The organism is Nitratidesulfovibrio oxamicus (assembly GCF_015731765.1).
GTDB lineage: Bacteria > Desulfobacterota > Desulfovibrionia > Desulfovibrionales > Desulfovibrionaceae > Cupidesulfovibrio > Cupidesulfovibrio oxamicus.
In genome coordinates this window covers 1-1745 of the sequence record NZ_VRYY01000482.1, presented here as the reverse complement: position 1 = coordinate 1745, position 1745 = coordinate 1, and the positions used below count along the sequence as shown (strand labels likewise).

At 71.4% G+C, this 1745-nt stretch carries 1 protein-coding gene; it reads left to right on the top strand.

Annotated elements, in window-relative coordinates; all coding sequences use genetic code 11:
• Positions 1 to 166: 166 nt before the first annotated feature.
• Positions 167 to 1745 (top strand): small ribosomal subunit Rsm22 family protein (locus FVW20_RS14275; RefSeq protein WP_307831557.1); only part of this gene is annotated, 1579 nt, incomplete at its 3' end.

Here is a 1745-nt window from a genome sequence, read left to right as displayed (position 1 = left end):
CCCGCGCACCACGCCGGACGCCACGACACCGGCCCCGCGCTACGGCCCATGCCCCGGCTCAATGTTCCGGCATGACCGGCAGCCGCACTGGCCGCGCCCCGCGCATCACCGCGCTCGGCAGCCCATGCATCGCCGGTTGCACCGGCACCCAACCAACGGATTTCGCATGCACCATCTTTTCGCCGCCCTGTCCCCGGAATACCGGCAGCGCCTGGAATCCCTGCCCACGGCGCTGGACACCGTGGCCCCGCTGCGCACCGCGCACCGTCGCGACCTGCCCATGGCCATCCACGACCTGTCGCTGGTACTCACCAGTGAGCGCGGATCGCTCTCCGATCCCTACTGGGCGGCCCCGCGCCTGCTATCCGCCTACCTGCGCTACTTCATGCCGTGGAACCTGGTGCGCCTTGGCCGCCTGCTGCCATCCCTGGACCTGGTGGACCGCGATGCCCTGCTGGAGCGCCCGCTGATCCTGGACCTGGGCAGCGGCCCGCTGACCCTGCCGCTGGCACTGTGGCTGGCCCGACCCGACCTGCGCTCCCTGCCGCTGACCTTCCTGTGTGCGGACATCGCCCCCCACCCGCTGGAAGTGGGCCGCGAACTGCTGCAAGTCATCGCGGGAGAGGAATCGCCCTGGGCGCTGCGCACCCTGCGCGCCCCCATGGAGTCGGCCCTGAAGGAGGCGCGCGGCGACGCGGCGCTGATCCTGGCGGGCAACGTGCTGAACGAACTGAAGCCGCGCCGCGACGAGCCGCTGGAATTCCGCATGGAGGACCTGGCTGAAAAGATCGGCTCGGCGCTGTCGCACGGCGGGCGCGTGCTGGTCATCGAACCGGGCACCCGGCTGGGGGCGCGCTACGTCACCCTGTTCCGCCGCGCGGCCATGGAGGTAGGGCTTGCCCCGCTGGCCCCCTGCCCCCACCACGACGAATGCCCCCTGCTGGAGCAGGGCGGCGCGGGAGGCTGGTGCCACTTCACCTTCCCCATCCAGGGCGCGCCCACCTGGCTGGAAGAACTGAGCCGCCGGGCCAAGCTGGAAAAGGGCACGGCCAGCCTGTCCTTCGTGCTGTTGGGCGAGGCGGACAAGGTGACGGCGCCGCACAACACCATCCGCATCATTTCCGACGCCTTCCCGCTGCCCGGCCGACGCGATCCGGCGCGCTACGCCTGCTCCGAACGGGGGCTGGCCCTGCTGCACGACGCGCGGCACGTGCATTCCGGCACGGCCATCGACATCACCTGGCCGGAAGTGGAACGCCGCGACCGCAAGTCGGGCGCGCTGGAACTGGAATGGACCCCGCCCAGCCGGGACGGCAAGACGGCTGGCGCAGCGGGTACTGCGGGCAAGGGCCCCAGAGGCAAGGCAACCCCGGTTGACCGGGGTGAAAAGCCCGTGCGTGGCAAGGCTGCCGGGCGCGCGGCGCAAGCAGCCCCCGGGGTGGACGACGGGGACGACACGCAGCCAGCCTTCCTGATGGAAGGCGCGCCGCAATGGGATGCGCCCGCTGCCGCCGGAGCCGGAACCGGAGGTGATGATTTCGACGGGCCCCATGAACATGAAGGACACGATCCGTCCGAACCCAACGGCAACCGCGCCGATGGTCCCGACCATGGCGCGACATACAGCCAGATGTTCGCCAATCAACCACACGGGGGCAGGGCCGCGCAACGGCGCGGAGTCCCGCGCTTCGGCGCGCGGCGTGGCCGCACCCTTGACGGCGGGTACGGCGACGGCCTTGCGGGCG